Genomic DNA, 8,638 nt, shown 5'->3' on the forward strand with positions numbered 1-8,638 from the left:
ACGGTCAGGCGCAGCCGGTGGCCTCCGCCGATTCCGCCGGCCGGTTTGCCCTGTTCCTAGATCTGCCGCCCTCCGCCGATCCGCGCGTTCTGCGGCTCAGCATGAAGGTCGGCGAGCGCGAGATCGCCTCGTCCGAGGAGGTCATCCTTGCGCCGCCTGCGCCAACCGAGACGCCGGAGCCCCCCGCCGAAGGCACTGCGGCAGTGGCGGATGCCGCGCCCGACGAGGCCAAGCCCGACGAGGACCCCGCGCGCGATGCGCCCACCGCGCTTGCGACCGCCGAGCCGGGGCCTGCGCCCGCCCCGGCCGTGCTGCTCTCGACCGAGGCCGGTGTCGAGGTGCTGCAGGCGCCGGACCCGCTGCCCACGGGGCAGGTGGCTCTCGATGCCATCACCTATGACGAGGCCGGGGGCGTCACGCTTTCCGGGCGCGGCAGCGCCGATGCGACGCTGCGGGTCTATCTCGACAACCGCTCCGTCGCGGTTGGCGAGGTGCCGGACACGGGCCGCTGGCAGATCGATCTGCCGGGCGTCGAGGGCGGCACCTATACGCTGCGGGTCGACCAGCTGGGCCGTGACGGCGCCGTGACCGCCCGGGCCGAGAGCCCGTTCCTGCGCGAGGAGCCGGCCAGGCTCGCCGCCGCCGCCGATGAGGCCGATGCCGGCGAGGCGGCGCTCACCGCGGTCACCGTGCAGCCCGGCCACACGCTCTGGGCGCTGGCCCGCGACCGCTACGGCGAGGGGCTGGCCTATGTGAAGGTCTTCGAGGCCAATCGCGACCAGATCCGCAACCCGGACCTGATCTATCCGGGCCAGATCTTCGAACTGCCCGACTGAGGTCGCGCCTTGCGCCCGGCCACGGCGCGGGACGGCACAGCCGGACGCCTCCGGCGGGAGTATTTTTGACGAAGAGAAGCAGGGGCGCGGCGCTCCTGTCTTCTTTGGTTCAAAAATACCTCGGGGTGAATTGGCGCGCAGCGCCAAGAGGGGCAGCGCCCCTGCAACGCCCGATCGGCCCGCGCGGAGGCCGGGGGGTGGTCTGGTTCTCCGCGGCGCGGCGCGGTAAGGCAGGCGGGACAGCTCGCCACCACGGACCCGCCATGCCCCCTGAAACCACCGCCGAGATCGCCCGCGAGGAACGCCGCTCGGGCCTGCGCACCATCCGCCGCGTCTGGCCCTATCTCTGGCCCGAGGGGCAGGCTTGGGTAAAGCGCCGGGTGGTGATCGCGCTGGGGCTGCTGCTGCTCGCCAAGCTGATCGCCGTGGGCACGCCGATCCTCTACAAGCGCGCCGTCGACAGCCTCTCGGGCGAGGTGCCCGACCTGATGCTGGGCGCGGTGGGGCTGACCATCGCCTACGGGCTGGCGCGGCTGATGACCGTGGGCTTCCAGCAGGCCCGCGACGGGGTCTTCGCCCGCGTCGGCCAGCGCGCGCTGCGGCGGCTGGCGCTCGAGACCTTCACCCATATCCACCGCCTGTCGCTGCGCTATCACATCAGCCGCAAGACCGGCGGGCTGTCGAGGATCATCGAGCGCGGGGTCAAGGGGGTCGAGTTCCTGCTGCGCTTCATGTTGTTCAGCGTCGGGCCGCTGATCATCGAGCTGACGCTGGTGGCGGGGGTGCTCTTCTTTCTCTTCGACGTCTGGTATCTCGCCGTCGTGGTGGTGACCATCGCGCTTTATGTCTGGTTCACCTTCAAGGTCACCGAGTGGCGCGTGCGCCTGCGCCGGACGATGAACCAGCAGGACACCGACGCCAACCAGAAGGCCATCGACAGCCTGCTGAACTTCGAGACGGTGAAGTATTTCGGCGCCGAGGCGCGCGAGGCGGCGCGCTATGACGCCGCCATGAAGGGCTACGAGGCGGCGGCGGTGAAGACCGCGACCTCGCTCGCCTTCCTCAATTTCGGCCAGTCCTTCCTGATCACCACCGGGCTGGTCATCGTCATGGTGATGGCGGCTTTGGGGGTGCAGAACGGCGCCCTGACGGTGGGCGATTTCGTGATGGTCAACGCCTACATGATCCAGATCACCATGCCGCTGAACTTCCTCGGCACGGTCTATCGCGAGATCCGCCAGAGCCTCGTCGACATGGGCGAGATGTTCGACCTGCTCGACAGCCCCCGCGATGTCACCGACAGGCCCGGCGCGCCGGCCATCGCGGTGGCCGGCGGCGTGGTGCGTTTCGAGGAGGTGCGCTTCGGCTACGATCCCGAGCGGCCGATCCTCAAGGGCGTCTCGCTCGAGGTGGGCGCCGGGCAGAACGTGGCGCTGGTCGGGCCCTCGGGCTCGGGCAAGTCGACCATCGGGCGTCTGCTGTTCCGGTTCTACGACGTCGGCGGCGGGGCGATCCGCATCGACGGGCAGGATCTGCGCGACGTGACGCAGGACAGCCTGCACGCCGCCATCGGCGTGGTGCCGCAGGACACGGTGCTGTTCAACGACACCATCCGCTACAACATCGCCTATGGCCGCGACGGCGCCACCGAGGCCGAGATCGTGGCGGCGGCGAAATCGGCGCAGATCCATGATTTCATCGAGAGCCTGCCCGAGGGCTACGACACCCAGGTGGGCGAGCGCGGGCTGAAGCTTTCCGGCGGCGAGAAGCAGCGGGTGGGCATCGCGCGCACGCTCTTGAAGAACCCGCCGATCCTGCTGCTCGACGAGGCCACCTCGGCGCTCGACACCGAGACCGAGGCCGAGATCCAGACCGCGCTGAAGCGCGCCGGCGAGGGCCGCACGGTGATCACCATCGCGCACCGGCTCTCGACCATCGCCGATGCCGACCGCATCGTGGTGCTGGAGAAGGGCGAGGTGGTCGAGGAGGGCACCCACGAGGCGCTGCTGGCGCGCGGCGGGCGCTATGCCCAGCTCTGGGCACGGCAGCAGGCGGATCGCGACGCGGCCTGATATCACGGCCTCTTTTTGGCTGGGAAAGGCAGGCCCCTCGCAAGGGGTCTGCCTTCCTGCGTCTAAATTGGTCAAATAATATGACCGCACTTGTTTCCGATCGGAAACTCTCCTACACGTCGGGAAACTTACCACTGCCCGAATCCTGCCAGGAGGCTTGCCATGAGCGACCGCATCACCCGCAACGGTCTTCAGATCGACCGTGTTCTGTTCGACTTCATCGAAGAGAAGGCGCTGCCGGGCAGCGGCGTGGCGGCGGAGACCTTCTGGGAGAAGCTCTCGGAGCTGGCGCACAGCTTCGGCCCGCGCAACGCGGCGCTGCTCGAGACCCGCGAGCGCATTCAGGGCCAGCTCGACGAGTGGCACCTGGCGCGCAAGGGCCAGCCGCATGACGCGGAGGCCTACCGCGCCTTCCTTGAAGAGATCGGCTATCTCGTGCCCGAGGGCGAGGATTTCGAGATCGAGACGCTGAACACCGACCCGGAGTTTGCCTCGGTCCCCGGGCCGCAGCTGGTGGTGCCGATCACCAATGCGCGCTACGCGCTGAACGCCGCCAACGCGCGCTGGGGCTCGCTCTATGACGCCTATTACGGCACCGACGCGCTGGGCTCCCTGCCGGGCAAGGGCGGGTTCGACATGGACCGTGCCGGTGAGGTGGTGAAAGCGGCGAAAGCCTTCCTCGACGCGATCTTCCCGGTCAATGGTGGCAGCCATGCGGGGGCCGACGCCTATACGGTCGAGGGTGGCACGCTGCGGGTCTCGGGCAAGCCGTTGCTGAGCCCGGCGCAATTTGCCGGCTACCGCGGCGTGGCGGAGGCGCCCGAGGCGATCCTGCTGCGCAACAACGGCCTGCATGTGGAGCTGGTCATCGACCGCGACCACTTCATCGGCAAGACCGATGCTGCGGGGCTCGCGGATGTGCTGATGGAGGCGGCGGTCTCGGCGATCATGGATTGCGAGGATTCGGTCGCCTGCGTCGATGCCGAGGAGAAGGCGCAGGCCTATGGCAACTGGCTTGGCCTGATGAAGGGCGATCTGGTCGACACCTTCGAGAAGGGGGGCAAGCAGGTCACCCGCGATCTGCATGGCGACCGCATCTACAGCGCGCCGGATGGCTCGGAGCTGGTGCTCAAGGGGCGCGCGCTGATGCTGGTGCGCAATGTCGGCCACCTGATGACCAACCCGGCGATCCTGCTCGAGGACGGCTCGGAGATCTTCGAGGGGCTGATGGACGCGATGGTGACCACGCTGATCGCCAAGCATGACCTCGGCAAGAGCGACGGGCCGCGCAACTCGGTCAAGGGTTCGGTCTACGTGGTGAAGCCGAAGATGCACGGGCCGGAGGAAGTGGCCTTTGCGGACGAGATCTTCAGCTTCGTGGAAGCGGCGCTGGGCCTGCCGCAATACACCGTGAAGCTCGGCATCATGGACGAGGAGCGCCGCACCAGCGTGAACCTCAAGGAATGCATCCGCGCCGCCAGGCACCGGGTCGCCTTCATCAACACCGGCTTCCTCGACCGCACCGGCGACGAGATGCACAGCTCGATGGAAGCCGGCCCGATGATCCGCAAGGGCGACATGAAGGGCACGGCCTGGATCGCCTCTTACGAGGATCGCAACGTCGATATCGGCCTTGCCTGCGGGCTGCGCGGCAAGGCGCAGATCGGCAAGGGCATGTGGGCCATGCCGGACCTGATGGCGGATATGCTGAAGGCCAAGATCGGCCACCCGAAGGCGGGGGCCAACTGCGCCTGGGTGCCGTCGCCCACTGCCGCGACGCTGCACGCGCTGCATTACCATGAGGTCGACGTGCTCGCGCGGCAGGCGGAGATCGCCGCCGGGGGCCCGCGCGGCACGCTCGAGGACCTGCTGACGATTCCCGTGGCCGAGGGCGCCAACTGGTCGGAGGACGAGATCCGCGAGGAGATCGAGAACAACGCGCAGGGCATTCTGGGTTACGTGGTGCGCTGGGTGGATCAGGGCGTCGGTTGCTCGAAGGTGCCTGATATTCATGACGTGGGACTGATGGAGGACCGCGCAACCTGCCGGATCTCGTCGCAGCATCTGGCGAACTGGCTGCATCACGGCGTGGTCTCGGAGGACGAGGTCATGGCGGTGATGAAGCGCATGGCCGAGGTGGTGGACCGGCAGAACGCCGGCGACGCGGCCTATCGGCCGATGGCGCCGGGCTATGACGGGCCGGCCTTCAAGGCCGCCTGCGACCTGGTCTTCGAGGGCCGGGTGCAGCCGTCGGGCTATACCGAGCCGGTGCTGCACCGCCGTCGTCTCGAGCTGAAGGCCGCTGGCTGAGGGGGACGAGGGATTGCGCCGCGGGCTTTGCCCGCGTCGCCCGGCCGGCGGCCCTGCGGGCCACCGGCAAAGGGGAGGGGCGCTGCCCCTCTGCCGCGCGGGGCGCGCGGCATTCACCCCGAGGTATTTGGAAACCAGAGAAGATCCTTAGAGAAAACAGGGAAGAGGAGGTGGTCGCGATGGCTGCAATTTCACTGAGCCGGGCGCGGGTGATGATCCGCAAGACCTTCGAGACGGGCAAGGAAATGGGGCTGAACCCGCTTTCGGCGGTGGTGCTGGATGCGGGCGGGCACGTGATTGCCTTCGAACGCCAGGATGGCGCCAGCCCGGGCCGGTTCCAGATCGCGCAGGGCAAGGCCTATGGCGCGGTGATGCTGGGCATGGCGGGCAGTGCACAGATGGCGCGCGCTGAGGCACAGGCCTATTTCATCGCCGCCGCCAACGGCGCCTTCGGCGGCCAGCTGATCCCGGTGCCGGGTGGAGTATTGGTCAAGGATTCCAAGGGGCGGGTGATGGGCGCGCTGGGCGTCACCGGCGACACCTCCGACAATGACGCCACTGCCGCGAAAGCGGGCGTCGAGGCGGCCGGGCTGGTCGCCGAGGTCTGAGCCATCTTTCGAAATCGCTGCTGCTGCACTATGTTGCAGTGCAGCAGCAGCGAGAAAGAGGTTTTCATGGCCCGTCCCGTCGTCGGCATCATCGGCAACCAGCACCTTCTGAACGATCACTACCCGGCCCATGCGGGTGGGGAGATGAACACCGAGGCCGTGTCTTGCGTCTCGGGCTGTCTGCCGCTGCTGATCGCCGCCGACCCGCGCTTTGTCTCGGTGGAGGAGCTGATGGAGACCTGCGACGGCTTCCTGCTCACCGGCGGGCGGCCCAATGTGCACCCCGAGGAATACGGCGAGGAAGCCACCGAGGCGCATGGCGCCTTCGACCGCGCCCGCGACGCCATCGTGCTGCCGCTGGTGCGGCACTGCGTCGAGCGCGGCCAGCCCTTCCTCGGCATCTGTCGCGGCTTCCAGGAGGTCAACGTGGCGATGGGCGGCACGCTCTATCCCGAGATCCGCGACCTGCCGGGGCGGATGAACCACCGCATGCCCCCGGACGGCACGCTCGAGGAGCGCTTTGCCCTGCGCCACAAGGTGACGCTGGCCGAGGGCGGCCGGTTCCACAAGCTCTTCGGCGCCACCGAGGTGATGACCAACACGCTGCACGGGCAGGGCATCAAGCGCCCCGGCAGCCGCATCGAGATCGAGGGCTTCGCCCCCGACGGCACGCCTGAGGCGATCCATGTCAAGGGCGCCCCGGGCTTTACGCTTTCGGTACAGTGGCACCCGGAATGGGACGCGGCCAACGATCCGGTGTCGCGGCCGCTCTTCGAGGCCTTTGGCGACGCGGTGCGCGACTTTGCCGCCACGCGGCGCGAACCGCAGCGCATCTCGGCCTGATCCGCGCAACGACACGCCGCTTGCGCCAGAGCAAGGTGGCGCGCCACGCGGGCTGCTAGGCTTCCCCCGGACCCGGGGAGAGGAGCCGAGAGATGCGTATCCTGATTGCCTATGCCACCACCGAGGGGCAGACCCGCAAGATCTGCCGCTTCGTCAGCGACCGGCTGATCGCTGCCGGCCACAGCGTGGAACTGCTGAACGTCAGCGATGCCGAGGGGCTGGAGCCGGCGCGGGTCGACGCGGCGGTGCTGGCGGGGTCGGTGCATGTGGGCGCGCTGCAGCCCGAGCTGATCGCGTTTGCGCGCGATCATGCCGGGGTGCTGTCGCGGATGCCGGTGCTCTATCTGCAGGTGTCGCTGGCGGCGGCGGGGCAGGATGCCGAGGAATGGCAGGAGCTGCGGGAGATCGCCGACAAGACGGTGGCGGGGTTCGGCTGGACGCCGGAGCGCATCGAACAGGTGGCCGGCGCCTTCCGATTCACCGAGTATGATTTCTTCAAGTCCTGGGCGATGCGCTGGATCGCGTCGCAGCATGACCAGAAGGTCGATCCCAAGGCTGACCGGGAATATACCGACTGGGCGGCGCTGGCGGCGGCGGTGGATGACTGGGCCGCGGTGGCCTCGGTCCTGCGCTGAGACTCAGGCGGCGATCAGCTTGAGCCCGTCGCGCCAGTCGAGCAGCGAGCGGGCCTCGTGACGGCGCAGGCAGCGGCGCGCGGTGGGGCCGTAGCGGTCGGGATCGGCGCGCAGCTCGGGAAGGGTGGCGAAGAGGCTGGCGCGGCTGGCCTCGGAGAGCGCCTCGAGCCCGGTGCTGCCGACGTGGAAGCTCTCGGTGGCGAGGCCGTCGGCTTCGATGACGTGGTGCCGGTCCAGCAACAGGTGGATGTAGCGCACGGTGCCGCCGGCGAGGATCTCGGCGGCGCCGTGCTCGGCCAGATGCGCGGCGCTGACGAAGACCTCGCGCTCTCCGAAGAGCAGCTCGGCGCGGTAATCCGAGAGCAGCATGCGATGCTGCGGCGAGACCAGCAGGGGGCGGGCGCCGCCGTGCACGCGGATGGGGGCGAAACTGCCGGTCGCCTGAACCTCGCGCGCGCCGACCCAGCGCAGGGGCTGCGGGCCGGCGTCGCGGGTGATCAGCAGATCGCCGGGGCGCAGCGCCTCGACCGGGCGCAGGCCGGTGGCGGTGCGGATCAGGGTGCCGGGGGTGAAGCAGATGATCGTGTCGATGTTCGAGAAGCTGACGGTGGTGCCGTCGAACATCTGCGCCGTGCCGGTCTGCTCGCCGCCGGTCGTGTCGGTGATATTGAGCGTGGTGCGGTCGACCAGCCCGTTGAGATCGAGCGTATCGCCGAAGGTCTGGCCGGTTGTGCCGCCCTCGATGAAGATCGTGCTGCCCGGGGTCTCGCCCAGATCGACGAGGCGGAAGAGGTCGTCGCCGTCGCCGCCGTCGACGGTGTCGCCATGCGAGACCTCGATGGTATCGTCGCCGGCGTCGCCGTAGACGTTGTCGGCGCTGCGCGCGCCGACGAGGTAGTCGCCGCCATCGCCGCCGTAGATCGTGTCTTCGTCGTCGCCGCCGTCGATGCTGTCGGCGTCGGCGCCACCGTCGAGCCAGTCGCGCCCGGTCAGACCCGAGATCGTATCGTCGCCGGCCCCGCCGAGGATCACGTTGGTCCAATAGCTGCCATCGCCATCCATGCCGTGACCGTCATAGCCGGTCAGGCTGTCGCCAAAGCTCGAGCCGATGATGCCGTCGACGCCGCTGAGGTTCGAGTCTCCCTCGGCGTGGCCCCCGGAGAAGGTGTTGGTTCCGAGATTGACCGAAACCGCCGCGTCGGAGTTGGCATAGCTGATATAGTCGAGGCCCCAGCCGCCGTAGAAGCTGTCGGCGCCGGCGCCGCCTTCGAAGATGTCAGAGCCCGAGCCGCCATAGAACAGATCGTTGCCGTCGCCGCCGATCAGGCTGTCGT

The 8,638-nt window shown here is 68.7% G+C and carries 7 protein-coding genes; 6 read left to right on the forward strand and 1 reads right to left on the reverse strand.

Annotated features, from left to right (window positions below; all coding sequences use genetic code 11):
- From AC6RA4_RS20585 to AC6RA4_RS20610, 6 genes are all read left to right on the forward strand, one after another.
- Window positions 1-836: LysM peptidoglycan-binding domain-containing protein (locus tag AC6RA4_RS20585; RefSeq protein WP_500163525.1), on the forward strand; the 836-nt coding region annotated here is incomplete at its 5' end.
- Window positions 837-1,099: 263 nt separating this feature from the next.
- Complete coding sequence (locus tag AC6RA4_RS20590; RefSeq protein ID WP_500163527.1) at window positions 1,100-2,908, forward strand: ABCB family ABC transporter ATP-binding protein/permease; 1,809 nt, start codon at window positions 1,100-1,102, stop codon at window positions 2,906-2,908.
- 162 nt (window positions 2,909-3,070) lie between these two features.
- Entirely contained in the window at window positions 3,071-5,218 is a 2,148-nt protein-coding gene (locus AC6RA4_RS20595; protein WP_500163529.1) for a malate synthase G, read from the forward strand.
- A gap of 179 nt (window positions 5,219-5,397) precedes the next feature.
- Window positions 5,398-5,826, forward strand: coding sequence for a GlcG/HbpS family heme-binding protein (locus AC6RA4_RS20600; protein WP_500163531.1), 429 nt, complete (start codon window positions 5,398-5,400; stop codon window positions 5,824-5,826).
- A 66-nt stretch (window positions 5,827-5,892) separates the two neighbouring features.
- On the forward strand, window positions 5,893-6,669 hold the full coding sequence (locus AC6RA4_RS20605) for a gamma-glutamyl-gamma-aminobutyrate hydrolase family protein (RefSeq protein ID WP_500163532.1): 777 nt from the start codon (window positions 5,893-5,895) through the stop codon (window positions 6,667-6,669).
- Between the two features lie 92 nt (window positions 6,670-6,761).
- Window positions 6,762-7,304 (forward strand): flavodoxin domain-containing protein, encoded by a 543-nt coding sequence (locus AC6RA4_RS20610; RefSeq protein ID WP_500163534.1) that lies wholly within the window; start codon window positions 6,762-6,764, stop codon window positions 7,302-7,304.
- 3 nt (window positions 7,305-7,307) lie between these two features.
- On the opposite strand, the gene AC6RA4_RS20615 is transcribed toward AC6RA4_RS20610, so the two are convergent.
- Window positions 7,308-8,638: Hint domain-containing protein (locus AC6RA4_RS20615; RefSeq protein WP_500163535.1), on the reverse strand; the 1,331-nt coding region annotated here is incomplete at its 5' end.

The organism is Salipiger sp., from assembly GCF_059781815.1.